General features: G+C 68.9%; 19 protein-coding genes and 3 pseudogenes. 17 read left to right on the forward strand and 5 right to left on the reverse strand.

Annotation, left to right across the window (positions count from 1 at the left end):
- The first annotated feature begins 221 nt into the window (after positions 1-221).
- A complete protein-coding gene (locus tag RZ84_RS01145; RefSeq protein ID WP_043262739.1) occupies positions 222-611 on the forward strand; it encodes a hypothetical protein in 390 nt (129 codons plus the stop codon).
- Positions 608-2,425 carry a caspase family protein gene (locus RZ84_RS42205; protein ID WP_078893478.1) on the forward strand — a complete coding sequence of 606 codons (1,818 nt, stop codon included), beginning with the start codon at positions 608-610 and terminating at the stop codon, positions 2,423-2,425. The genes RZ84_RS01145 and RZ84_RS42205 overlap by 4 nt, the downstream gene beginning before the upstream one ends.
- 1,324 nt (positions 2,426-3,749) lie before the next feature.
- Here the strand turns inward: RZ84_RS42205 and RZ84_RS01160 are convergent.
- From RZ84_RS01160 to RZ84_RS01175, 4 genes are all read right to left on the reverse strand, one after another.
- On the reverse strand, positions 3,750-4,040 hold the full coding sequence (locus RZ84_RS01160) for a sensor histidine kinase (RefSeq protein ID WP_043262741.1): 291 nt from the start codon (positions 4,038-4,040) through the stop codon (positions 3,750-3,752).
- A 671-nt stretch (positions 4,041-4,711) separates the two neighbouring features.
- On the reverse strand, positions 4,712-6,163 hold the full coding sequence (locus RZ84_RS01165; protein WP_052229669.1) for a uracil-xanthine permease family protein: 1,452 nt from the start codon (positions 6,161-6,163) through the stop codon (positions 4,712-4,714).
- A 575-nt stretch (positions 6,164-6,738) separates the two neighbouring features.
- Positions 6,739-7,914, reverse strand: a complete 1,176-nt coding sequence (locus tag RZ84_RS01170) for an alkaline phosphatase family protein (protein ID WP_043262742.1) — start codon at positions 7,912-7,914, stop codon at positions 6,739-6,741.
- A 513-nt stretch (positions 7,915-8,427) separates the two neighbouring features.
- Complete coding sequence (locus RZ84_RS01175) at positions 8,428-10,509, reverse strand: alkaline phosphatase family protein (protein ID WP_043262743.1); 2,082 nt, start codon at positions 10,507-10,509, stop codon at positions 8,428-8,430.
- Positions 10,510-10,686: 177 nt separating this feature from the next.
- Here RZ84_RS01175 and RZ84_RS38675 point away from each other — a divergent pair, with 177 nt between their 5' ends.
- The gene (locus RZ84_RS38675) at positions 10,687-10,833 is read left to right on the forward strand and encodes a hypothetical protein (RefSeq protein ID WP_157878732.1); all 147 of its coding nucleotides are present in this window, start codon (positions 10,687-10,689) and stop codon (positions 10,831-10,833) included.
- A 205-nt stretch (positions 10,834-11,038) separates the two neighbouring features.
- Positions 11,039-11,316, forward strand: a pseudogene (locus RZ84_RS01180) (sugar ABC transporter substrate-binding protein); the annotation flags it as partial.
- Between the two features lie 122 nt (positions 11,317-11,438).
- Here the strand turns inward: RZ84_RS01180 and RZ84_RS01185 are convergent.
- Positions 11,439-12,155 carry a FadR/GntR family transcriptional regulator gene (locus tag RZ84_RS01185; protein ID WP_241777490.1) on the reverse strand — a complete coding sequence of 239 codons (717 nt, stop codon included), beginning with the start codon at positions 12,153-12,155 and terminating at the stop codon, positions 11,439-11,441.
- Between the two features lie 216 nt (positions 12,156-12,371).
- Here RZ84_RS01185 and RZ84_RS01190 point away from each other — a divergent pair, with 216 nt between their 5' ends.
- The 13 genes and pseudogenes from RZ84_RS01190 to RZ84_RS01245 all read left to right on the forward strand — a co-directional run.
- Positions 12,372-13,430, forward strand: coding sequence for a sugar ABC transporter substrate-binding protein (locus RZ84_RS01190; protein ID WP_043262745.1), 1,059 nt, complete (start codon positions 12,372-12,374; stop codon positions 13,428-13,430).
- A 14-nt stretch (positions 13,431-13,444) separates the two neighbouring features.
- Complete coding sequence (locus RZ84_RS01195) at positions 13,445-14,977, forward strand: sugar ABC transporter ATP-binding protein (protein ID WP_043268759.1); 1,533 nt, start codon at positions 13,445-13,447, stop codon at positions 14,975-14,977.
- A 16-nt stretch (positions 14,978-14,993) separates the two neighbouring features.
- Entirely contained in the window at positions 14,994-16,010 is a 1,017-nt protein-coding gene (locus tag RZ84_RS01200) for an ABC transporter permease (protein ID WP_241777996.1), read from the forward strand.
- Between the two features lie 89 nt (positions 16,011-16,099).
- The gene (locus tag RZ84_RS01205; protein WP_043262747.1) at positions 16,100-16,951 is read left to right on the forward strand and encodes a fumarylacetoacetate hydrolase family protein; all 852 of its coding nucleotides are present in this window, start codon (positions 16,100-16,102) and stop codon (positions 16,949-16,951) included.
- 77 nt (positions 16,952-17,028) lie between these two features.
- Entirely contained in the window at positions 17,029-18,363 is a 1,335-nt protein-coding gene (locus tag RZ84_RS01210; protein WP_043268761.1) for an L-fuconate dehydratase, read from the forward strand.
- 2 nt (positions 18,364-18,365) lie between these two features.
- The gene (locus tag RZ84_RS01215) at positions 18,366-19,148 is read left to right on the forward strand and encodes an SDR family NAD(P)-dependent oxidoreductase (RefSeq protein WP_052229670.1); all 783 of its coding nucleotides are present in this window, start codon (positions 18,366-18,368) and stop codon (positions 19,146-19,148) included.
- Positions 19,149-19,204: 56 nt separating this feature from the next.
- Positions 19,205-20,191 (forward strand): aldo/keto reductase, encoded by a 987-nt coding sequence (locus tag RZ84_RS01220; protein ID WP_043268764.1) that lies wholly within the window; start codon positions 19,205-19,207, stop codon positions 20,189-20,191.
- Between the two features lie 10 nt (positions 20,192-20,201).
- Positions 20,202-20,312: pseudogene (locus RZ84_RS40350) on the forward strand (LUD domain-containing protein); the annotation flags it as partial.
- Between the two features lie 12 nt (positions 20,313-20,324).
- Positions 20,325-20,636, forward strand: a complete 312-nt coding sequence (locus RZ84_RS01225; RefSeq protein WP_043262748.1) for an L-rhamnose mutarotase — start codon at positions 20,325-20,327, stop codon at positions 20,634-20,636.
- A 5-nt stretch (positions 20,637-20,641) separates the two neighbouring features.
- The gene (locus tag RZ84_RS01230; protein WP_052230382.1) at positions 20,642-21,544 is read left to right on the forward strand and encodes an amidohydrolase family protein; all 903 of its coding nucleotides are present in this window, start codon (positions 20,642-20,644) and stop codon (positions 21,542-21,544) included.
- Positions 21,545-21,579: 35 nt separating this feature from the next.
- Positions 21,580-21,797, forward strand: a pseudogene (locus tag RZ84_RS01235) (helix-turn-helix domain-containing protein); the annotation flags it as partial.
- Between the two features lie 720 nt (positions 21,798-22,517).
- The gene (locus tag RZ84_RS01240; RefSeq protein WP_043262749.1) at positions 22,518-24,167 is read left to right on the forward strand and encodes an allantoin permease; all 1,650 of its coding nucleotides are present in this window, start codon (positions 22,518-22,520) and stop codon (positions 24,165-24,167) included.
- Between the two features lie 632 nt (positions 24,168-24,799).
- On the forward strand, positions 24,800-25,488 hold a 689-nt coding region (locus RZ84_RS01245; RefSeq protein ID WP_198539924.1), incomplete at its 3' end, for a hypothetical protein.

The following is a 25,488-nucleotide window of genomic DNA, read 5'->3' on the forward strand; positions in this document are numbered from 1 at the left end:
GATCACGAGAGCGGTTCTGATCGATGGAGATACGGATGCGAGGTCCCGGTCCAGGCGATAGAAGGTTCAAACAGCTGCTGCAGGGCTGGCCCCAGCCACCTCAAGTGCCTGGTAGGGGCCGTTGCCCCCGGGTAGGAAGGAACGCAGACTGGAGTTGAGGCACCGGAGCCGCTGATGGTTCGCTCCGGAGCGCCCTTGTATGCGTACGAGGGGGTAATCCGGTGGAAAATCGACTCGAGATTCTCCTTTCGGAAGAGGGAGCCGAAGCCGGTCACATCGATGAGCTGGCCGGCCATCTGCGCGAGGAACTGCTGCAACTCGATGTGGACGATGTGACGCGCCTCCCGGCAGAGGAACAGGCGCCGCCGGGGGCGCGAGCCGGGGAGGCCTTCGAAGTAGGGGCCCTGCTGGTGACCGTTGGCCAGTCCGCCGAGATGCTCAGACAGGTCCTCTGTCTCGTCCGCGTGTGGTTGGGCCGCTGCCGTGAGGCGCGCACTTCGGTGCGCCTGAAGATGGACGACGACGAGCTGGAGCTCTCCAAGGCGACATCGGAGCAGGTCACAGAGGCGTTTGACCTCTTCATCCACCGCCACTCCGCCGTTGGGACATGACCATGGACGATTCCCGGCATGCGTTGGTCGTCACCACCGACAGGTACGAGGACGACGGGCTGAAGCAGTTGCCGTCCGCGGCGCAGGATGCCGTGGCCCTGGCCGAGGTACTGGGAGATCCGCAGATCGGCGCGTTCGATGTACAAGTGGTGCGGAACGAACCGGCACACGTGATCACGAGGCGGATCAACCAGTTCTTCTCCGGCCGCCGACCGAGCGATACCCTGCTGGTCCATTTCTCCTGCCACGGAATCAAGAGCGAATCCGGCGAGCTCTACTTCGCGGCCAGTGACACGGAACCCGCGCTGTTGGACTCCACCGCCGTGTCGGCTGACTTTGTACGCCAGCAGATGTCCCGCACCCGGGCAGGAAGCACCATCCTCTGTCTGGACTGCTGTTACGGCGGCGCCTTCCCCCGGGGGGCCAGAGCCCGGGCTTCCGGGGACGTCAACGTGCTGGAGTCCTTCTCCGGCGAAGGCCTCGGCGGCGGGCGCGGCTGTGCCGTCATGACCGCCTCCAACTCGAGGGAATACGCCTTCGAAGACGCCCAGCTCGCCGAGAACCGCGCAAAGCCCTCGGTGTTCACCAGCGCGCTCTACGAGGGCCTGAAAGACGGTACAGCCGATCGCGACGAGGACGGCCTGGTTTCCTTCGACGACGCGTATCACTACGTCTTCGACCGGGTGCGGCGGGAGAATCCGAACCAGACCCCGAGTTGTAGCGCCGACCTCCAGGGCGACGTATATCTGGCGCGCAGCCGCCGACGCCGGATCATCCCCTCGCCCATACCGGACGATGTACGCGCCGCCACACGCAACCCGGACACCTACACCCGCCGCGGGGCCATCGCCGAACTGAGGGCCCGCATGGAGAACACCGACCTCTCCATCGCCCTGGGGGCGCGCGAGGCACTGGAAGAGATGGCACACAAGGACATCCGCTTCGTGGCGGAAGAGGCCAGTCGTGCCCTGGGCGAGATCTCCGTCAAGCCGTACCCCACCCATCTGGAATTCGAGCCGGTGGCTCAGCACGCACCGTCACCGCACCAATCCGTGCGGTTGCTCGGGCCGCCGCTGGCCCGAAGTTGCGCGCCACACCCCAACCAGGACTGGCTGCGGGCCTTGGAGTCCTCCGACGGGCTGGACATCAGTGTCGAGACCTCCACCCCGGGCCACCTCAGCGGTGACATCGTGCTGAAGGGGGTCGTGGGAGAGGCGGTGGTTCACGTCGAGGCCCAGGTGCTGTCGGTCGCCGAGACGACGCCGACCGTCGAACCGCCTGTTCCGGAAGAGCCCGCCACCGCCCCGTCGGCACCGCAGCCACCGCCACAGGTCGAGGAGAAGCCACAACCGGCGCCTGAGCCTGTCCCACCGGCACCGCCGCGCCCGCCGCCTCACACCGAACGCCAGCCGCGTCCCAGGGCGCTGCGCGCGCCGGCGCTGGCGGTCGCCGCTGTGAGCCTGGCAGTCACCTCGGTGATCATGGTCATCCTGGCCGCTGCCCAGGCGATTCATGCGGTATACAACAGGGCGAGCTACGACTCGACCCTTGGGTATTGGGTCGACCAGTCCTCGATGATGCTCTTCCTCGTCGTTTGCCTGAGCACGGCGGTGCTGGCGTTGGTACTCGTAGCGCTCGCCCGGCGCGAGCTCCGCCTGCCAGACGCGCCCTATTCGAAGGGGGAGGTGCGTGCCACCGGCAGCCTGGCGCGGTGGGCGAAACGCCTCGCCCGTCCGGCACTGACGCTGGCCGTGCTGCTCCTCATCGCGTACTTCATCGCCATCAATCTGACGTTCAACGGGGTACCCGTGTAGATCTGCCCATCGACCGACGACAGGTCAGTGACGGGCCGGCCCCGAACGGTCAGTTCCGGCGGCGAGGGCACATACCGGCGAAAACGCCATCCCCAGGTTCGGTACGACAACAGCTACTGACGCGGCCAGCGGTTGAGCTGTGCCATCGGCTCACGGTTTGTCGCGCGTCCCACGGCATCCGAACAGGAAAGGGCCGGAATCTTCCGGTAAGGATCGGATGAGCCAGCGCCTTCAACAACAACCGGGACTGCCGGCCTCGCTCCGAGCGGCCGAGCTGACCCACTTTCTGATCCATGGGCATTCGAGTTGCGTCAGGTCCGTGAAAATCCCTCGTCACTGAAGCGCATGAGCCGATTCCCTATGCCTGCGCTCGCTTGCGTAACGATCACGCGACGTCATCGCGGGGCAGCTCTGCCACATCAGCAGTTCGCCTTCCATCCCGAGCCGGTCACCGCTCTGGCCAAGGACTTCACCGCCTCCGCCGGCCATCTCGACGGCTGCATCGGCGACTTCGCCGAGCGGGCGGAAAACGTGGACGACTCCTTCGGCGTGCTGTCCGAGTCCACCGGGACCCTCTCCCCGTACGTGGAGATGACCCGCCACACGACGACGGCGCTCCAGAAGTTGTCCGCGGGCTTACGGAACTACGCCGCCGGCCTGCACCACAACCTCGCCTCCTACCAGGACACCGAATCCGCGCGGGCGCAGCAGTTCGGGGACCGGTGGCATGGCCGGCCAGCAGGAGAAGCAGAACCCGCAGCAGGACCGGCAACCGCAGGTCGAGAAGAGCCTCGACCTCTCCAACCCCGGCGAGGACCCGTGCGTCCTACGGGCCTGCGCCGAGGTGTGGTGGGGCATGGCCCACAAACTGCAGACCACGATCGACCACACCTGCGCTCACCCTGCCACGGCGCCAACACCCACTACGCCTCGGCCCCTCGAACCAGGGCACGGCTCGTCATGGGCCGCTCGGCGGTCCCCACAGGATGGGCCCAAATCCGTAGATCCGGGCCCATCAGCGTCTCGACGGGGGCGGCAATGGCGGCTGCCTTCTTCATGGCTTCGCCCGGACCTGCGGCCAGGCCGCCGACGCAGTCGTCAGGACCTGGCCCGTGCCATCGGCGTCGAGCAGGGCGAGCGGATCGTTTTCGCGGGCTCGTGGGCCTCGCCGAGGGCCGACTTCTTCGCGGCCTTCTTCGTGCCTGGGCGCGGGCATCTGGCCGTTTCGACGACGGCTGACGGCTCACGCGAGATTCTCGCCGAGCGCCGTCGTTGTTGCGGGAGCGGACAGGGCCGGGAGTTCCGGCTCGGCGGGACAGCACATCTAGCGCCCCAGGGCCGGGAGTTTGAGGATGAAGCGGGCGCCCCCGTGCGCGCTGGGATCGACGGTGAGGGTGCCGTCGTGGGCGTGCGCGATCCAGGAGGCGATGGAGAGGCCCAGGCCGGTCGAGCCGGAGCCGCTGTGGAAACGTTGGAAGAGGGAGTGGGCCAGGGCAGGTGAGATGCCTGGTCCCGCGTCGTCGACCGTGACGGTTCCGTCGGCTGTCACGGTGATGTCCACCGTGGCGGGGTGGCCGGGGGCGTGTCCGTGGTGGAGGGCGTTGCGTGGCGACACGGACCACGTCTCCGGCCGCGAGTGTGCTGGGCTCCCACCCTGCCCCGTAGTGCGCGAGGAACATGTGCTGGAGCGTATCGAGCACCGGCCAGTCGGCGCCCACCCGCTCGGCAGCCTTCCGGTACTCCTCCAATTCGCCGATCAGGCACGCGAGGTCGGTCTCGGGACGGCCCTGTGTCGCCTCGAAGCCGGACAGTACGCAGGCACGGGGTGTCGCGTCGGTGGAATCGACCACGATGATGCGTCCCACGGAGAACCAGCCGTGCACAGTGCCGGTACGGTCCGTCGGCCGCGGATGCCGCAGGTGGTGGGTGAAGTCGCGCAGCTTCTCCCACCTGGCGGGGCCCAGTTGTTCCCGCAGCCGGTGATGGAAACCGGCGCCGGCGCGCGGGGCACGGCCGCTGTCGAGCCAGGCCATCAACCGGGCCGGGCCCGGTGGGGGTGGATAGTGGCCGGGTGGTTCGGTGCCGGGCGGCTGGTCGTGCAGGCCGCGCAGCCGGAGGCGGAGATGGCCGATGGTCCCGTGCAACTGCCCGGTGGGGTCGTCTGTTCCGCCGGCGGCTTCACGTTGCTGCCTCTCCTGATGCGATCCGGTCTGTGCCGGGTGCGGTGTGCCACCCGGTGGTGCTGGTGGTGCCGTGCCACCATCAGCACCACCGGAGAGCAGTGGCCTACTCCAGGTCGCCTGGATTCACCGCGGTGGCCTCGGCGGGCCGCCCCGCGGGCAGTGGTCCGCTCCGGTCCTCCTGGTGCCGTGCCGCGTCGTCGGCCACTTCCCCGGTCACACCGTCGACCTGGTGGGCGGGGGTCGCCAGGCGCAGGGCGTGATATCCGGCGACCGTCACGATCGTGCCGAGGGCGATGCCGCCGATGGTGAAGTCGTTCGAGATCTTCACGGCCACCCCGCCGATGCCGATGACGAGTCCGGCGGCCACCGGTACCAGGTTCTGCGGTCGGGCGAAGTCGACCTTGTTCTCGATCCAGATCTTCGCGCCCAGCAGGCCGATCATGCCGTACAGGACGACGGTGATCCCGCCGAGCACTCCGCCAGGGGTCGCCGCCACCAGCGCACCGAACTTGGGGCACAGGCCGAACAGGACGGCCACACCGGCCGCCACGAAGTAGGCGGCCGTGGAGTAGACCCGGGTGGCCGCCATGACGCCGATGTTCTCGGCGTACGTCGTCGTGGGCGATCCGCCGACCGAGCTGGCGATCACCGTGCCCAGGCCGTCCGCTGCGATGGCCCGGCCAAGGCTGCCGTCCAGGTCGGTTCCGGTCATCTCCGAGACGGCCTTGACGTGGCCGGCGTTCTCGGCGACGAGCGCGATGACCGCGGGAAGCGCCACCAGTACGGCCGAGGTCTTGAAGTCGGGGGTGTGCATGCTTGGCAGGCCGAACCAGTCGGCGTGGCGCACGGCGTCGAAGTTCACCCGGAAATGCGGGACCGCCCTTCCGTCCACGCTGCCCGCCGGCACCGAGGTGATCTTGCCTGTGGTCCGGTCCAGCACCCAGGACAGCAGGTAGCCGAAGGCCAGGCTCAGGAAGACGGCTATGCGGGACCAGAACCCGCGCAACAGCACCGTCATCGACACCACGGCCGCCATCGTCAGCAGCGCCACCCACTGGTCCTGCGGCCAGTACACCTGGGCCACCACCGGCGCCAGGTTGAAACCGATCAGCATCACGACCGCGCCGGTCACCACCGGCGGCAGAGCCCGGTTCACCAGCCGCGCGCCCACCAGGTGGATCGCCACGCCCACGGCAGTCAGCGCCGCTCCGGCGACCAGTACCGCGCCGGTGACCGTCGCGCTGCTGCCGCCCGAGGCTCGGATCGTCGCCACCGCGCCGACGAACGCCGCGCTGGTCCCCAGATAACTCGGAATCCGGCCCCGCACGATCAGCAGGAAGATGACGGTGGCGACGCCCGACATCATGATCGCGAGATTGGGGTCGAGCCCCATCACCACGGGGAAGACGAACGTCGCGCCGAACATCGCCACCACGTGCTGGGCCCCCAGGCCCAAGGTCCGGCCCCAGGAGAGTCTTTCGTCCGGCCTGACCACCTCACCAGGAGGTGGTGTTCTGCCGTCCCCGTGGAGTTTCCAACCCATGCCGAGTGCCATAGGAGCCGCCTTCCGCGTCCAGGGGGCGATGCCCTCGGTGTCGTGACCACCTTGATCCCCGGCTCAGGTCCCGTGATGCGCCGCGGCGACCACCGAAGATGCAGGAACGGTACGGACGGCTCATGATCGCGGGCATGGGGGACAATTGACAGAGCCGTGCGCAACCCGTTGTCGAATGTCACCCATGCCGTGCCCCGCGGCGTGCGGGCGGGTCTCGTACCCGGTACCGCAGGTGGTGACGCCGGGCAGACGCGCGGCCCGGACACGATCCGGCGTCGGCACCGCGACCTGTTCAAGCGACGCCACGGCGACCGGTGCGCCGAAGCGGCGCGGGCGCCCGCCCACCATTCGCTCCATCCGCGAACCGGTCACGCGCCCGGCCCGCGAGAACGGCTCGTGGGGATGGCTCAGAATTGGTATATGGGCACACGCAGAGTCGAGGGGAGAGTCCTTCGGCAGGTCGTCGGCAGTCGCGCGCACTCGGGTCGCGAGGGAGTCCAACTCCGGCCTCACGGCCTGACCGTGGACTCCCTCGCCTCATGTCATGCGCGCAGGGATCTCCTGGAATCGGTCGTCTAGCGGGCGAACAGATCCCGTAGCGAGCCGGAGGTGCGGGGCGAGCAGGTGTTCTCCAGGCAGCCGAGGTGCCACATGTGCTCGAGCGTGGCGAGCACGGTGTAGTGGTCGGCGGGGACGTTGGAGTCCTTGTGCGGGCCGCCGTGGGAGTTGATCACGATCAGCGGCGCGTCCCCGCCGCCGAGCACGGCGCCCTTCGCCCCCACCGGGCTGCCGGGCCCTCCGGAGTAGCCGGAGTAGTCGTTCTCGTCCCAGTTGATGACGATGCTGGAGTTACTCGACTTCCACGTCGGGGAGTTCATGATCTTGGTGACCGCGTCGCGGAGGAACTTGTCACCGAGCCGGATCGCCCCATGATCGAGGCCGGAGTTGGGGGTACCGCAGTCGGGGAGGCCGACGATCGCCGCCGCGCTCGGGGATATCCCGTGCATGTCGTGGCACTGGTCGGGGCTGATCCAGGAGAAGTCGGGAACCCTGCCCGAGGCCAGGTCCGCATCGAAGTTCTTCTCCATCGGCACAACCTGCTTCAGCCGAGGGTTGCCCGGAGAGTTGATGTCCGAGAAGTACATGAACGGGTTGTGCTTCTGCGCGTACAGCTTCACCGTGGTGCCGTTGACGTCGCCCGGCGCGTACTCGCCCTCGAAGCCCGCCCGCGGCATGGACTGCATGTACGCCTTCCACGTCCGCCCCTTCGCCTCCAGCTGGTCGACGAGGTTACGACCGGAGAACATGTGCGGCGTCTTGCTCGCACTGGCCACCTGGGCGGGCGTCAGTGAAGCGCTGTCGGTCGCGTCGCCCGAACCCGGGACGAACTCCTCCGGGGGACAGGTCACCGTCGCTCCCGCCTTGCAGTCGTCCCAGATGCCCTGGAATGACCCCGAGAAGGCGGACAGGTAGTTGGGCAGGCTGGGGTGGGTGACCCCGTGGAAATTGGATGCGGTGTTGTATTTGGTGGCGAGCTGGTTGATATAGGGCGCATCGGCGGTGTTGCCGATGATCTGGGACTCCCCGTGATTCTCCATCATGATGTAGAAGACGTGCTGTGGCACACCCTCGTCCTGCCGCGGCTCAGCAGGCGACGCGGCGGCCACCCCCATGAAGGCGCCCCCCATCGCCAGCGCCGTCGCCGCGGCGCCCGCCGTGGTCTTCTTCCAGCCGAAGGCCGTTTTGCGCATGCTCCACACTCCAGTCGACGAGATGTTGTCGGCAGGAAGATTGGCGGCACGCATCAAACTGTTGGAGGCGCGCCCCGTGAACAGTGGGCGAAGCACACACGAACAGGGTCCGAAACCAGTAGACACGTCGCCGGACCGGCGCATCTGACGCGAGATGGCGGCTGTCCCTGCGGAACACCACTCAAGCCGTCAGCGCCCCGCTCCCAGAGCATCGTGCTCTCGCCGTCGCACAAGGTCGCGTCAAGGCCGGCCGTTTCAGAGCGCCACCCACTGGCTCTCCGCAAGCAAGCGTCAACTCGACCCGGGTCCAGGCACGTTCATGACGGAGGACCGGACGCTCACCGCAGCCCTTGGGCCCCGCCTCCCTCGGGCCCCGCACCTATGACACCGATCTGGTCGCGCGTGCCGGGCCGGTCAGATCCCCTTGTCGGGCAGCGGAGTCGCGACCAGCACGACGAGCACCGTGGCGAAAGCGGCCAGGCTGGCCGCCTTCGCCACGGATGTCCTGGCCGATCAGTCCTTTTCGGCAGTGGCGATCCGGCCGGCGTAGCGCTGCGTCCAGGTGGTGTCGGTGTTGACGGTGACGACCACGTCGTAATAGCCCTCCTGGGTGGGCCACATGACGACCTTCGTCTCGCCGTGGGCCACCGCGACCTTCTGGGTACCGCCGAGGTAGTCCTTGGCGGTGAGCGTGTAGTCCACCGGCTTGGTGCCGTCGTTGTGCAACGTGAGCTTCACCTGAGCCTCGTGCTTGGTGCCCTCGCCCTTCAGCAGGTCGACCTCGACGCGCGGGAGGCCACCGTCCCTCTTGCCGGCGGGTGCGACCTGGCCGGCGAAGGAGCGCACAAAGCCGTCGTTGGAGTAGATCGAGAACGCGTACTTGCCGTCGGTGGCCTTGGTGTACCAGGTGTACTCGCGCGACTTGCGCGCGGTGACGGTGAACGGCGTGTTGGAGAACGCCTGGTACTTGTCGGGGAAGACCTGGAAGCTCAGGGCCTTGTCCTTCGGGCCGCCGGTCAGGGTCATCCTGGCGGTGACCGTCCTCGACGCGCTGTCCTCCGAGATCGTCGCGTGTGGATGGAAGCTCAGCGGACGTGCCTTCATGTGGTCGGCGGCGATCGACACCGGCCGCTCGGCGAGCGGATCCGGGAAGGTGGCCGGCCCCGGCTGCGGGTGGGCGAAGTCGAGTGCGCTGGTCAGGTCGCCCGCGATCGAGCGCCGCCAGTCGCTGATGTTGGGGCAACGGAACGGCTTGCCGAGGTGGGCCGCCCAGGTCTCCAGGAACGTGATCGTCGAGGTGTGGTCGAAGACTTCCGAGGCGACGTACCCGCCGCGGGTCCACGGCGAGACCAGCAGCATCGGCACCCGCGGACCGAAGCCGAGCGGGTAGTCGCCGGCGTACTCGCGCGCCGTGCCGGGCTCAGGCCACGGCGGCAGCACGTGGTCGAACTTCCCGTCGTTCTCGTCGTAGTTGAGGATGAAGAGGGTGTGGTTCCAGATATCGGGGTTGCTCTGCAGGATGTCGAGCACCTTCTTGACGTAGCGCTCGCCGTGCAGGGTGTCCGCGTCCGGGTGCTCGGACCAGCCGTACGGCGCCACGATCCAGGAGACTGCCGGCAGCGGGTGTTCCGCGCCCGGCCGGCAGGCGTCCTGGAGGTTTTTGAGGACCGCGCCGAGGTTTTCCTCGGAGTCGTCGTTCGGCGAGGTCATGCCGGAGTAGTACGTGGCGTTGCCGCGCCAGATCAGCCCGGTGCCGGGCCGCAGCTTCGGGTCGTCGGCGCTCAGCCCCTCCGGGTCGAACCCCTTGAAGTACTTCAGCTCGTTGTCGCCGTAGTCGCCGACCCAGGTGCTGAGGTAACCCTGTCGCCCGTTGCCGCTGTTGTCGGAGTAGAGCCGCCAGTCGATGCCGACCTGCTGGAGCTGCTCGGCCACCGTGATCCAGGGACGGGAGTAGTTGGACTCGTCGACGTTGCCCGTCTCGCTGTTGGCGGTACCGCTCCACAGGTACTTTCGGTTGGGGTCGGTCGGCCCGAACTCGGAGCAGAAGTTCTGGTCGGCGATGGTGTACTGGGCGGCGACCGAACGGTAGAAGCCCATGTAGGCGTCGCTGTGGTGGTTCATACAGCTGGCACCGTTGTGCTGCACCCACAGATCCCAGTTGCGATGGCCGACGTCGCCCCAGGCTCCGTGGTCATTGCCCCAGGCTCCGTCGTCGACCTGCGGGGTGACGGTTTTGCCGTTGCCGTCCTTCTGCTGGAAGACGGTGGTGCCGTCCTGGAACCGCAGCGCCTGCTTGTCGTTGAAGCCCCGCACGCCGGGGAACGTGCCGAAGTAGTGGTCGAAGGACCGGTTCTCCTGCATCAGGATCACGACATGCTTCAGGTCGGATATATCGCCCTTGAAGCCCTTCGGAAAGACGTGACCGGGCTCCGGAGCGGCGTGGGCGCCGCCCACCCCGGCGGTCCCGCCGAGCACCAGCGTCCCGGCGGCGACCCCCGCGCCCTGGAGGAACCGGCGGCGGGTGGCACCGGTCGTCGTCCCGGGTCTGTCGCCGAACTCGGACTCGGGGGTCGGGGTGATCGGATCGGGGGCCATGGAAGCTCCTCAGAATGGGAATGGACAGGCGGGGAGGGAGAGAGACGGCTACCGCAGCTCGCATCGAAGCGAGTGGAAACCAACGCCGTGTGAACTCCGGCCGAGCGCTGATCAGCAGGACATCGACTGCGAGGGTCGTCAACTCCGGGCCGCAGACGAGGAAGCGCGGGGATCGGCATGAGCGGTGACCTGCCTCTGGCCATGGCGAAGGCACCGGCCAACCTCATCGCCTCCAGCGACGCCGGCCACGCCGGCCACGCCGGCCACGCCAGCCACGCCAGCCACGCCAGCCACGCCAGCGACAACGATGATGTGCCGTCTTGAAGTCGCCAAGCCTCGACCCACCGGCTTCCTGCAACTCGATCCGGGGGTCGCCGTGACTGTGCCATAGCTTCCACGCGAGCGAAAGGGCCCCATCGGCTCCCTCCGGTGGTCCCGCTGTCGCCGCCGTGCTCGCGCTGGCCGCGTTCGCCACCGCCTGCGACCGGCGGCAGCGATACCGCCACCGGCTCGGGCGCCGGCGGCAGATATCACCATCGTCTCCAACGACGGCGTCCCGCAGGAGTTGGCTGCGATCCGCAAGGGGAACATCGACGCGACCGTCTCTCAGCCCGCCGACCTCTATGCCAAGTACGCGCTCTACTACGCCGAGGCAGCAGTTGCGGGCAAGACGTTCAAGCCAGGAGCGACCGACCACCACTCCACCATCATCGAGCTCCCCAACGGCTGGAGGACCAACTGCCCGCCCCGCTGGTGACCAAGGCGACGGTGGACGACAAGTCGCTGTGGGGCAACAAAGTCGGCTAGGACCGCGGCTGAGGGGAGACGACAAGAGCCGTCTCCCCCACCTTCACCCCTCCGCAGGAAGAGCCTGCGGAGGGGCAGTTCGTCCGCGCGGAGGTTGTCGGCGACCTTGTCGGTGTGCGCGGCTATGCGCCGTCCAGTTGCCTTCTCAGCCACCGTTCGACCCCCGCCACGTGCACGGACGCCGCGGCGCCTGCCGAGCCGGGATCGCGGTCGACCAGGGCCTCGTAGATCCGCGTGTGTTCGAGGTGGGTCCGTTCGAAGGCGCCCTCCTCCTCGTAGCCGCGCCACACCCGCGTGCGGAGTGTCTGGGACGAGAGCCCTTCGAGGATGGCCGCCATGGACTCGTTGCCCGAGGCCCTCGCGATCGCCCGGTGGAAGGCGACGTCGTGCGCGAGGATCTCCTCCGGGTCGGCGCTCGCCCGCATCGCCTCCAGGTGCTGCGCCACCTCGGCAAGGTGCTCCGCGTCGATGCGTGCGGCGGCGAGGGCCGTCGCGGTGGACTCCAACACCCGGCGTACTTCCAGGAGTTCGAGCAGTCGCGGGCCCGGCGAGAGGTCCGCGACGGCACCGAAGGTCTCCAGGAGGTCGCCCGCCTCAAGCCGGGTCACATAGATCCCCGAGCCGTGTCGGGCCTCCAGTACGCCCATGGCGGTCAGGGCGCGGACCGCCTCACGCATCGAGTTGCGGGAGATCCCGAGTCGGGCCGCGAACTCGCGTTCCGTGGGCAGGCGTTGCCCCGGCTCCAGAAGCCCCTCCCCGATCATTGACTTGATCCGGTCGATGGCGCGCTGGGTCACCGTTCCCTTCGGTGCCACCGCCCGCTCCGCACGCGTCTCCACTTCCGCCTCCCTGGTTCGCTGCGCGGAGTCTAGTTCCACAAGTGGTCGGACCACTATGGCTCTGTCTGGCGGAAAATTCACCGAGCGCCCATTGACACGGCCGAATGGTCCGATGAATAGTCGTGCCCGGCCGGTGAAGCGACCCGGCCGTTCAACTCTTTTGCATCCCGCAACCCCCATGACTCAGCGCAGAGCCATCGGTGAGGAGCCGCAGCTATGGCCGGCAAGACTCTGAGAATCCCCTCGCGAACAGCCCGCGCGGCGGCCGCGGCCGCTTGTGCCGCACTCGCCCTCGCAGCGTGCGGAAGCACGAAAGACGCCGCCGGCGGCAAAGGAGGCGGCGAGGGCAAGGTCGGTGTCGTGCTGCCCCTGCTCACGTCGCCGTTCTGGCAGTCGTACAACGACTACGTGCCGAAGATGGCGAAGTCGGAGGGTGTGGACGCCCTGAAGACGGTGAACTCCAACAGCGACCCGTCCCAGCAGATCACCGACATCAACAACCAGCTCAACCAGGGCGTCAAGGGTCTTGTGGTGGCCCCGCTGGACAGTGCCGCGATCGCCGCGGGCCTGGACCAGGCCGAGCGCAAGGGTGTCCCGGTGGTCACCGTGGACGTCGCCCCGGACAAGGGCAAGGTCGCCATGGTCGTACGGGCGAACAACACGGCGTACGGCCAGAAGGCCTGCGAGTACCTGGGGAAGACGGTTAAATCAGGCAAAGTGGTGCAGATCATGGGTGACCTCGCCTCGGTCAACGGGCGTGAGCGCTCCGAGGCGTTCCGGACCTGTGTCCGGAAGAATTACCCGGACCTGAAGGTCCTGGAGATTCCCGCGAAGTGGGAGTCCGACACGGCGGCAGCCAAGCTCGACACGCTCCTGAACGCCAACCCCGACATCAAGGGCATCTACCTCCAGGCCGGCGGCGTCTACCTGGCACCCACCCTCCAGACCCTCAAGTCCAAGGGGATGCTGAAGAAGACGGGCGAGCAGGGGCACATCGCGATCGTCTCGAACGACGGCATCCCGCAGGAGTTCGACGCCATCCGCAAGGGCCAGATCGACGCCACCGTCTCCCAGCCCGCGGACTCGTACGCCAAATACGCCATGGACTACATCAAGGCCGCCATGAACGGGAAGACGTTCAAGCCCGGCCCGACGGACCACGACTCGACCATCGTCAAGCTGCCCAACGGCATGCTCGAAGACCAACTGCCGGCGCCCCTGGTCACCCAGGCCAACGTCGACGACCCCAAGCTGTGGGGAAACACGGTCAAGTGAGCGCCGTCGACACCATGACCCGCCCGCTGGTCGCCGCCGAGGGCATCGTCAAGCGCTACGGGCCCACCGTGGCGCTGCGCGACGGCCGGCTGACCGTCGTGCCCGGCGAGTCCCACGCCCTGGTCGGCCGCAACGGCGCGGGCAAGTCCACTCTGGTCTCGATCCTCACCGGGCTGCAGGCTCCCGACGCGGGAACGGTGAGCTTCGACGGGGAAGCGGCGCCGCCGCTCGCCGACCGCGATGCCTGGCGCCGCAAGGTCGCCTGTGTCTACCAGAAGCCCACCGTCGTCCCCGGCCTCACGGTCGCCGAGAACCTCTTCATCAACCGGCAGCCCACCGGCCGGGGAGGCTTCATCAGCTGGCGCCGCATGCAGGCCCGGGCCGCCGAACTCCTCGACACCTGGGACGTACGCGTGGCGCCCGAAGCCATCACCGCGGAGCTGAAGGTGGAGGACCGCCAACTCGTGGAGATCGCACGGGCGTTGAGCTTCGGTGCCCGCTTCATCATCCTCGACGAACCCACCGCGCAGTTGGACAACAGGGAGATCGAGCGGCTCTTCGACCGGATGCGCAGCCTGCAGGAGTCCGGGGTCACCTTCCTGTTCATCTCGCACCATCTCCAGGAGGTGTACGAGGTCTGCCAGACGGTGACCGTGCTGCGCGACGCCCGCTGGATCACCACCGCGCCGGTGGCGGACCTGCCGCGCGCCGCCCTCGTCGAGGCCATGGCGGGCGAGGCGGTGGCGGGTGAGACGGCGGCGGGTGAGACGGCGGCGGAAAGCGGTGCCGTCGCCCGCCCGGCCCCGCCCGCCGACGCGCCCCTACGTCTCGATGTACGCGGACTCACCGGCGCCGGCGGCGTGTTCGGGGACGTGGACCTGACCATCCGCCGCGGTGAAGTGGTCGGCCTTGCGGGATCCAGCGGCAGCGGCAAGATCGAGTTGGCCGAGAGCCTCGCCGGGCTGCACACCCCGACCGCGGGGCAGGCGGAACTGGACGGCGTGAGGCTGCCGTTCGGCGACGTCTCCGCCGCCTTGCGAGCCGGTGTGGGCTGTGTCCCCCGAGACCGGCACGAACAGGGCCTGGTGTCCGGGATGACCATCGGCGACAACGCCACCATGAGCGTCCTCGACCGGCTCGGCCGATACGGCCTGGTGGGCACCACTGCCAAGCGCTCCTTCGCGAGGGACCTCATCCAGCGTCTCGACATCCACGCCGAAGGTCCCGAGCAGCCGGTGTCCGACCTGTCGGGCGGCAACGCCCAGAAGGTCGTCATGGCCCGCGCCCTGGCCCGTGACCCCCGCCTCCTCGTCCTCATCAACCCGACCGCCGGCGTAGACGTGAAGTCCAAGGAGTCACTGCTCGCCCGGGTGGACAGTGCCCGCGACGACGGCACCGCGGTGCTCGTCGTCTCGGACGAGCTCGACGACCTGCGGCGCTGCGACCGCGTCCTGGTGCTGTTCCACGGCCGCGTCGTCGCCGAGCACCCGGCCGGCTGGAACGACCACGAGCTGATCGCCTCGATCGAAGGAGTTGACCGTGGCTGACACCCAGGCCCCGCACTTGCGGGACGCCACGACCGCCTCGTCCACGGCCACTCCGCCGGGTACGCCCAAGAACGTACTGCTGCGCCGGGCACGCGAGTTGGCCCTCGTACCCGCACTCCTCGCCCTGCTGGTCCTGGGCGCGGTGGTCAACGACTCCTTCCTCACCGAACGCAATCTCATCTCCGTCCTCGGCGCCTCGGCCGCCCTCGCCATGGTCGTGCTCGCCGAGTCCCTCGTGCTGATCACCGGGAAGTTCGACCTGTCCCTCGAATCGGTCGTCGGCATCGCACCCGCACTCGGCGCGCTGCTCGTACTGCCCGCGACCGGCGCCGGTTTCGGCACCCAATGGCCCGTCGCCACGGGCCTGTTGGCGATCGTGGTGGCCGGTGCGCTGGTCGGCGCCTTCAACGGTGTCCTGGTGGTGAAGTTCCGGCTCAACGCGTTCATCGTCACGCTCGCCATGCTGATCATCCTGCGCGGCCTGCTGGTCGGCGCGACCGAGGGCAAGACCCTCTTCGGTATGCCGGACGCCTTCTTCACCCTCGCGACCACGACCTTCCTCACCGTTCCGATGTCGGTATGGGTGGCGGTGGCCGCTTTCGGCATCGCCGGTCTGGTGCTCAGGTACCACCGCTGGGGACGGGCGTTGTACGCGATCGGCGGCAACCCGGACGCGGCCCGCGCCGCCGGCATCCGCGTCGAGCGCGTGATGCTGGGAGTCTTCGTCGTCGCCGGTGTTCTCGCGGCGATCGGCGGTCTGATGCAGACCGGCTACGTCGGCGCCATCAACGCCAACCAGGGCCAGAACATGATCTTCACGGTGTTCGCGGCCGCGGTCATCGGGGGCATCAGCCTCGACGGCGGGAAAGGCACCATGTTCGGTGCCCTGACCGGTGTCCTGCTGCTCGGCGTCGTGCAGAACCTGCTGACCCTCGCGCAGGTGCCGTCCTTCTGGATCCAGGCGATCTACGGCGGCATCATCCTCGTCGCGCTCGTGATCGCCCGTGTCACCACCGGCCGCGCACAGGACTGAACCCGACCACACGCGCGGGCCCGAGGGGTCTGCGTCGGCTGAAGCCCCCGTGCCCGCGCATCACCCGCGCACCCAGCAAGGAGAACCCCGTGAAACTGCTGCGCCTCGGCGACCCCGGGCGGGAGCGCCCCGCCCTCCTCGCCGATGACGGCCGGTTCCTGGATCTGTCCGGCCTCACCGCCGACATCGACGGCGCCTTCCTCGCCGCCGGCGGCCCGGAACGGGTCCGGGCCGCCGGCGAAGCCGGCGAACTGCCGGAACTGGATGCGACCGGACTGCGCACCGGCGCCCCCGTCGCCCGTCCCGGCAAGGTCGTCTGCGTCGGCCTCAACTACCGCGACCACGCGACGGAGACAGGGGCCGCCCTCCCCGAGCGGCCTGTGGTCTTCATGAAGGACCCGGGCACGGTCGTCGGCCCGTACGACGAGGTGCTCATCCCGCGCGGCTCCACCCGGACCGACTGGGAGGTCGAGCTGGCCATCGTCGTCGGCGCCCGCGCCCGCTACCTGGCCAGCGCCGAGCAGGCACTGGAGTGCGTGGCCGGGTACGCGGTCAGCCACGACGTATCCGAGCGGGAGTTCCAGCTCGACTTCTCCCCGCAGTGGGATCTGGGCAAGTCGTGCGAGACCTTCAACCCGCTCGGGCCCTGGCTCGTCACGCCCGACGAGGCGGGCCGGCCGCCGTCGCTGGGCCTGCGGCTCGCGGTGAACGGCGAGGTCCGGCAGCACGGCCACACCAAGGACATGATCTTCCCGATCGGGTATCTCATCCACTACCTGAGCCGGTACATGGTCCTCGAACCCGGCGACGTGATCAACACCGGCACCCCGGCGGGCGTCGCCCTCGGCCTGCCCGGTCAGCCCTATCTGCGTCCCGGCGACACCGTGGACCTGTCCATCGACGGCCTCGGCAGCCAGCGCCAGACGTTCGCGGCAGCGTGACGCCCGTGAATCCCATGAAAGCGGCCCCACCCATGCACAAGGCCCCCGTGCCCGTGACTGCCGGCTCCCCCACGGCGATGCCCCCCGACCCTCCCCGGATCACCGCCGTCGACACCTACGACATCCGCTTTCCCACCTCGCGCGAGCTCGACGGCTCCGACGCGATGAACCCCGACCCCGACTACTCCGCCGCCTATCTGGTGCTGCGCACCGACGCCGAGGACGGCGCCGAAGGGCACGGCTTCACCTTCACCATCGGGCGCGGCAACGACATCCAGGTCGCCGCCATCGAGGTGCTGAGACCGTACCTGGTCGGCCGGCCGGTCGACGCGCTGTGCGCGGACCCCGGCTCGGTGAGCCGTGACCTCACCGGTGACAGCCAACTGCGCTGGCTGGGACCGGAAAAGGGCATCATGCACATGGCCATCGGTGCCGTGGTCAACGCCGTATGGGACCTCGCCGCCAAGCGGGCCCGCAAGCCCCTGTGGCAACTCCTCGCCGACGCCGAGCCCGAGTGGCTGGCCGGTCAGATCGACTACCGCTACATCGCCGACGCGCTGACCCCCGCCGAAGCCCTCGTACTCCTCGAACGCGGCCGAGAGGGCGCCCCGCAGCGCGCGGCGCGGCTGCGCGCGACCGGCTACCCCGGCTACACCACATCCCCTGGCTGGCTCGGCTACTCGGACCAGAAGCTCACCCGGCTCGCCCGGCAGGCGGTCGCGGACGGGTTTCGGCAGATCAAGCTGAAGGTGGGCGCCGATCTGAACGATGACGTACGCCGCTGCCGTGTCGCCCGCGCCGCTGTCGGCCCCGACATCCGCATCGCGATCGACGCCAATCAGCGCTGGAACGTCGACGAGGCCGTCGAATGGACCCGGGCCCTGGCCGAGTTCGACCCGTACTGGATCGAGGAGCCCACCAGCCCGGACGACGTCCTCGGCCATGCGGCGATACGGAAGGCCGTGACCCCGGTGAAGGTCGCCACCGGCGAGCATGTGCAGAACCGCATCGTCTTCAAACAGCTCCTGCAGGCCGGTGCGATCGATGTACTCCAGCTCGACGCCGCCCGCGTCGGCGGAGTGAACGAGAACCTCGCCATCCTGCTGCTCGCCGCCAAGTACGGGGTGCCGGTCTGCCCGCACGCCGGCGGAGTCGGACTGTGCGAACTCGTCCAGCATCTCTCGATGTTCGACTACGTCGCGCTCTCGGGGACGACCGAGGACCGCGTCATCGAGTACGTAGACCATCTGCACCAGCACTTCATCGACCCGGTCCGTATCGAGCGAGGGCGCTACGCCACCCCGACCGCGCCCGGATTCTCGGCACAGATGAGGCAAGAGTCCATCGACGACTACCGCTACCCCGACGGCACGTTCTGGGCGGCCGACGGCGCCGCCGGCAAGGAGGCGTAGGCATGAGTACGCGTACCGCGACCGACCACGACGGAGAACTGCACGGCCTGAAGGCCGTCGTCACCGGCGGCGGCTCCGGCATCGGTCTGACCACGGCCCGGCTCCTCGCCGCACGCGGCGCCGCCGTGGCGGTTCTCGACCTGAATCCAGCTGCCGCGACGGCGCCACTGCGCGGCTACACCGCGGATGTGGCGGACGACGCCTGTGTCAGCACGGCGGTGGCGGAAGTGGCCGCCGACCTGGGTGGCATCGACATCCTGGTGAACAACGCCGGGATCGGCGCGATCGGCACGGTCGAGGACAACGACGACGCGGAGTGGGAGCGGGTGCTGGGCATCAACGTGCTCGGCATGGTGCGCACCACCCGCGCCGCTCTGCCCCACCTCCGGGAATCGGCGCACGCCTCGATCATCAACACCTGTTCCATCGCCGCGACGGCCGGGCTGCCGCAGCGGGCGCTCTACAGCGCGAGCAAGGGCGCGGTCCTGTCGCTGACGCTGGCGATGGCAGCCGACCATGTCCGCGAAGGGATCCGCGTCAACTGCGTCAACCCCGGTACCGTGAACACCCCTTGGGTGGGGCGACTGTTGGAGCAGGCCGCCGACCCCGCCGCCGAGCGCGCCGCGCTCGAGGCGCGCCAGCCGACGGGCCGTCTGGTGACCGCCGACGAGGTGGCGGCGGCCATCGCCTATCTTGCCGGTCCCGGCGCGGCCTCGGTGACCGGCACCGCCCTCGCCGTCGACGGCGGCATGCAGGGCCTGCGACTGCGTCCGGTGGGGCAGTGATGGCGGCCGAGGCGGGTGACACCACCGGACGCGCGGCACACCCGGCCGCCGATGCCATGCCGCGACGCGCCCTCGGCCGCAGCGGCGTCGAGGTCACCGCACTCGGCCTCGGCGGCGCCGCGATAGCCGGGCTCTACAGCCCGGTCGACGAGGAAACCGCCGCCACCACCATCGAGGCGGCCTGGGATATGGGCATCCGCTACTTCGACACCGCGCCGCACTATGGCCTGGGTGTCTCCGAGCGACGCCTGGGCGCGGTACTGCGCACCAAGCCCCGTACGGAGTACGTCATCTCCACCAAGGTGGGCCGCCTCCTGGAGCCGTACGAAGGGGGAGGCTCCGACCTGGCGAACGGCTTCGCCGTCCCCGCCACCCACCGCCGTGTCTGGGACTTCAGCGCCGACGGGGTGCGGCGCTCCCTGGAGGAGAGCCTGACCCGCCTCGCCCTCGACCGCATCGACCTGGCCCTGATCCACGATCCCGACGACCACGCCGAGCAGGCGTTCCGCGAGTCCTACCCCGAACTGGAACGGCTCCGCTCCGAAGGCGTGGTAGGAGCCATCGGCGCGGGCATGAACCAGACCGCGATGCTCACCCGGTTCCTCCTCGACTCGGACGTCGACACGGTACTGTGCGCCGGCCGCTACACCCTTCTCGAACAGCCCGCGCTCGCCGAACTGCTGCCCGCCGCCGCGAACCGCGGCAAGAGCGTCATCATCGGCGGTGTCTTCAACTCCGGGCTCCTCGCCGACACCGGTCCAGGAGCCACGTACAACTACAGTGTGGCGCCCGGTGAGTTGCTGGAGCGGGCGCTGCGGATGCGGGAGATCACCGAGGCGTGCGGCGTACCGCTGCGCGGCGCCGCTCTCCACTTCCCCTTCGGTCACCCGGCCGTGGCGAGTGTGCTGACCGGCGCGCGGTCGGCGGCGGAGGTCCGAGACGCGGCAACACTCCTGAACGCACCCGTCCCGGCCGACGTCTGGGACCTATTGCGCGCAGCGGCCCTGCTACCGCGCCACGTCCCCGTGCCGGAGGACCGATAGCGATGCGCGTCGCCCCCTGACCTTCATCTCCGGCCCTTCCGCCACCAGTGACATCGAGTTGGAGCGGGTCGAGGGCGTGCACGCCCCGCGCACCCTGGACATCGTCATCGCCGACAGCTGAGGATCCCCACCCATGCGCATAGCCCTGCACACCAAGGTCCGTGCGGACCGTATCGCGGAGTACGCGGCGGCTCATCGCGAAGTGCCGCAGGAGCTGACGGCCGCCATCCGCGCCGCCGGTGCCACCTCGTGGACCATCTGGCGCAGCGGCACAGACCTCTTCCACGTCCTGGAATGCGAGGACTACGCCGCCCTCCTGGCCGAACTGGAGAAGCTGCCGGTGAACATCGCCTGGCAGGCCCGCATGGCCGAACTCCTCGACGTCATCCACGACTACTCGGCGGACGGAGCCACCGCCGGCCTGCCCGTCGTGTGGGAGCTGTGAGGCTCATGGGCATCATCGACGCGCACCACCACGTATGGGACCTCTCCGTGCGCGACCAGGACTGGATCACCGGGCCCCAACTCGCCCCGTTGCGCCGCGACTTCCCCCTCTCCGACCTGGAGCCGCAGGCCCGCGCCGCAAGCGTCGACCGCACCATCCTCGTCCAGACGATCACGGTGCCGGAGGAAACCCCGGAGCTCCTGGCGCTCGCGGCCGAGAGCGACCTGGTGGCGGGAGTGGTCGGCTGGATCGACCTCACCGCATCCGACGTGGCCGAGAAGCTGGGCCGGTTGCGTGCCCTGCCCGGCGGCGAGTGGCTGCGGGGCATCCGCCACCAGGTGCAGGGTGAGCCCGACCCCTGGTGGCTCACCCGCCCGGAAGTGCTGCGCGGACTGCGGACGGTGGCCGACGCGGAGCTTGTGTACGAGGTGGTCGCGCTCCCCCACCAGCTGCCCGCGGCAGTGTCCGCCGCCCGACACCTGCCCGAACTCACCTTCGTACTGGACCACCTGGGCAAACCACCCATCGTCTCAGGCCAGTTGAAGCCCTGGTCGGCGGCCGTCCGAGAACTTGCCTCGCAGCCCAACACCGTCTGCAAACTGTCCGGCATGGTCACCGAGGCCGACTGGCACGAGTGGACCGTCGACGCTCTTCGCCCCTACGCGGACACCGTGCTCGACGCCTTCGGCCCACAGCGGTTGATGTTCGGATCCGACTGGCCGGTGTGCACACTCGCCGCAGGCTACGCCGAGGTGGTGGACGCCACCGGTGTGCTCCTCGCGGGCCTGAGCCCTGACGAGCAGGCCGCCGTGTGGACGGACACCGCGGAGCGCGTGTACGGGGCGGATCGCCCGAACCAGTGCCGCATCAGGCGAGTTTCGCCCCGCGGTGACGCGTCACTCGATTGATGCGCTGGGCGCCACCGGACGGCCAGAATGATCACGTGGCTGAACGTGTGGAGGTCCGGGAGATCGATGACGACGAGGGCAGGAGGTTGCTACGGATCGTTCGTAGAGGCACCGGTTCGGTGGTGACCTGGCGGCGGGCCCAGACGGTGCTGTTGTCCGCCCAGGGCATGCCCGCGACCAAGATCGCCGAGGTGACGTTCACCAGCCCGACCGGGTTCGAGACGTGATCCACAACTTCAACGCCGACGGCTTCAGCGACGTTGCCGTGACCCGGCTACCCGACCGAAAGCCGACCGGCCGGCGCCGAGCAGCAAGCAATCCGGTGCCGGTGGGCGCCGAGGACGGGCAGGATCGCCTCGGTTCGCCGCAGCGCCCGGATGCCCATCCACCCACACCGCCTTCTGTGCGCCGCCGGTGTTCCATTCCTCTGACTCACGGGCGATCTGGCTCCGCAGAGCCCGTCCGAACCCGCGTTCCCCTTTCCGAAGGCGTGTCGCTCCCTTGAACGGCCGCACGTGGCGACTCGGGCCCTCCTGGTGCCCACGTGTGCCGTCTCGCGGTGGGGATACCGCGCTGTTGATTGCGCTCATGGCACAGACCTGGGTAGCAGGCACCACCCGTCGTCGCGCAGCCGCACCAGGCGTCGAGAGGCAGGGCGAGGGGTCGGCCGCGGCGCAGGCTGTTCTGCCGTGTCGCCGTGAAGTGCCCGGGTGTCGGTCCACCGGCCCTGGGCAAAGGCCGTGAGGTGGCAGTGAGTTCCCGGAAACATCGCGTTCACGAGGGCGGGAATCGACGGTAACAACCGCTTCCTAGCATGATCGGCCATGGGATCAGAGCCGTAGACACGGCGGTACGCGGCGCATGACGAGCCGTCGACTCCCCCGTCCTGCCGATGATGCCAAACGGGGCCCTTCCCTTCATCGAGGCACCCGCAAATTGAGGCACCCGCACCAGCATCATCGGGAGGCGCGGTATGAGTACCACCGAGTCACGGCCGCAGCTGTCAGGCACGACGAAGGCCGCCGCTGACCAGGCCGTCAAGGAGACGCTGGAGGACTACACCCTCCGTTTCGCTCCCCGCAGTTACCGCCGCTGGCCCCCGGTGATCGTGGCGACCACGGCGCTCGGCGGCATCGCCTACATGGCCGACTTCTCCATAGGCGCCGGCATCGGCCTGGCGCACGGCACCGGCAACGCGCTCGTGGCGATCATCGTGGCCGCCGTCGTCATCTTCATCACCGGCCTCCCCCTCGCCTACTACGGCGCCCGCTACAACATCGACCTCGACCTGATCACCCGCGGCTCCGGTTTCGGCTACTACGGCTCGGTCCTCACCAGCGTCATCTTCGCCAGCTTCACCTTCATCTTCTTCGCCCTCGAAGGCTCGATCATGGCCCAGGGCCTCAAGCTCGGCCTCGGACTGCCCCTGTGGCTGGGCTACTTGGCCTCCACGCTCATGGTCATCCCCTTGGTGATCTACGGCATGAAGGCGCTCAGCAAGCTCCAGGTGTGGACCACCCCGATCTGGCTGCTGCTGATGATCGGCCCGCTGGTCTACCTGATCGCCACCGACCCCGGCACGGTCGACCGCTTCCTCTCCTACGCCGGCACGCACGGCGACGGCGGCGTCAACACCGCCTCCGTGCTGCTCGGCGCCGGCGTGTGCCTCTCCCTCATCGCGCAGATCGGCGAGCAGATCGACTACTTGCGGTTCATGCCGCCCAAGACCGAGGAGAACAAGCGTAGTTGGTGGACCGCGGTGGTCATGGCCGGCCCCGGCTGGGTGGTACTGGGCGCGCTGAAACAGGCCATCGGCGTCTTCCTCGCCGTCTACATCCTCGCCAAGGTCGGCCCGGCCACCGCGCCCGAGCCCATCGAGCAGTTCCGCGGCGCCTTCGACACGATGATGCCGTCCTGGATGGTCATCCCGCTGGCCGTGGCACTGGTGGTCATCAGCCAAATCAAGATCAACGTGACGAACGCCTACTCCGGGTCGCTGGCGTGGACGAACTCCTTCACCCGGGTCTCCAAGCACTACCCCGGCCGTATGGTCTTCGTCCTGGTCAACCTGGGTTTCGCGCTCGCCCTGATGGAAACCGACATGTTCAGCTTCCTCAACAGCATCCTGAGCTTCTACTCGAACTGCGCGATCGCCTGGGTGGTCACCGTCGCCGCCGACATCGGCATCAACAAGTACCTGCTGAAGCTGTCCCCGCTCCAGCCGGAGTTCCGCCGCGGCATGCTGTACGCCGTCAACCCGGTCGGTGTCGTGGCCTTCGTCGCAGCCTCCGGCCTCTCGATCGCCATGTACTTCCATCTGCTGGGCGACAGCCTGCAGCCGTACTCGCCCGTAGCCGCGGCCGTGATCGCCTTCGTCCTGACCCCGCTGATGGCGATCGCCACCAAGGGCAGGTACTACCTCCGTCGCACCGACGACGGCATCGACGAGCCCGTGCTGGATGCGGACGGCAACCCGAGCGCGGTCACCCTCGACTGCCACGTCTGCCACCAGCCGTACGAGCGCCCGGACCTGACCGCCTGCGCCACCCACGACGCGCACGTCTGCTCCCTGTGCCTGAGCACGGACAAGATCGGCGACCACGTGCTGCCCGCCACCACGTAGCCGGCACCCCACCGCCGGCAATCGCCACAGATGGCCGGGCTACGGTCCCGCCCCCCATGCGCCTCGGAGGTCCGTCCACGATCACCCGCCACGGACTGGCTGGAGTGCGCCGCGAAGCCCAGGCAGGGGCGGGCAGGCAGCAATGCGTCCCCGCCGGCCGACACGACGCGTCCAGCACTCCGAAACCCTGATCACCTGTGCCGCCACCACCCTGAGGGCCGGCGCCTCACATGCAAACCTGCTCGGCAGCCCAACCCCTGCTGGCCCGTCGGCTCCTTTCCGGCTGCCACGTGATCACTTGCGGCCCTCACGAGTGACGCCGTTCATCAATCGCCCGATGAGGTCATCGAGCCCGCCGGCGACCGTTGGGTCTGCGGCCCGTCCGTAGGTGCGTCCCCGCGGAAGGTGAACTCGTCAATCTCTCTGTCCGCGGGGCCCGCTGTGGTGTCGGCGGAGCCGTGAGCGTGCGCAGCAGCCCCGTTCGTGCCCGTGCAACAGCAGCTTCCCCCGGGAGTACGCCCAGAGCCTTCCTACGTAGGACGCCAGACGCGAGCCGTTCTGTGATGTTGAAGGCACCGGGAGCGGGCCTTCCGGCCCCGGTGCCATCACTCATCTCAAGAGGGGTCGCCGCCATGACCGCTGCCACGCTCACTCGTACCACGACCCGGCGCCGGGACTCCGGCGCGCTGAGCGGCGTGCTGTACGTCCTCTTCTTCGTGGCCAGTCTCCTCGTCGCCGGGGTGCTGGCCCCGTCCGGCGCGGTAACCCCGTACTCCAGCGACGCCGATGTGCAGGCGTATCGCCTGGAGGACCCGGCCACGCTGGAGAACCTGTTGCGCGTGCTCGGCCTGCTTCAGGGGCTCTCCGCCCTCGCACTGCTGGCCTTCGTCCCCTGTTTGACCGGGTTCGTACGCAGGTACGGCAGCGAGGCCAGGGCGGGCGTGGTGCGCGCGCTGGCCACTGTCGCCGGAGCGCTGCTCCTGCTCTCCGCGAGCACCGGCTGGATTCTGGCCCAGGTCGGCTCCCGGTCGGAGTTGTCCACGTACCGGGCCGTCGCGGACCTGTCCTTCATCACCGGTGCGGGCCCGGCCATCGCCACGCTCGGCGTGGCGGTCTTCCTCGTCTCCGCCACAGGACGCGCCAGCCGTGCCCTGCCCGCATGGCTCGCGTGGAGCGGCATGGTGATCGGCGTGGCCGGCCTGCTGTCGATGAGCTCGCTGGTGGCTCAGGGAGGCGCAATGTTCATCCCCATCGGCCGCTTCCTCGGCTTCGTCTGGTTCATCGCGCTCAGCATCTCGCTGTGGCGGCGCGGCGGGGGGGG

It is taken from the genome of Streptomyces sp. CT34, from assembly GCF_000805335.1.
Lineage (GTDB): Bacteria > Actinomycetota > Actinomycetes > Streptomycetales > Streptomycetaceae > Streptomyces.